Below are 252 nucleotides of genomic sequence, written 5' to 3'. Positions count from 1 at the left end.
CCAATTTTTTTCTTTAACTGGTGGATTAAATTTGGTAAAATGATAGTGAGAGTTTGATAATTATTAATTCCCGCAGCCTGAAAATTTTTATGACTCTTAAAGAAGTTAAAAAGAATCATTTGGTTTTGGAATTCCTTAACCAAACTGAAATTACTTTAAAAGTTCACAATTATACTGATCATGGCCTGGGACATTCTGAGTTGGTGGCTGCTCGAGCCAGAACAATAGCAAAAGAGATTGGTCTGTCAAAAA

The sequence above is a fragment of the bacterium genome (genome assembly GCA_030018315.1).
Lineage (GTDB): Bacteria > Hydrothermota > UBA3073 > JACQXS01 > JAGMCI01 > JASEGA01.
The sequence above is the reverse complement of the archived record's forward strand: the minus strand, read 5'-3'. Positions refer to the sequence as shown.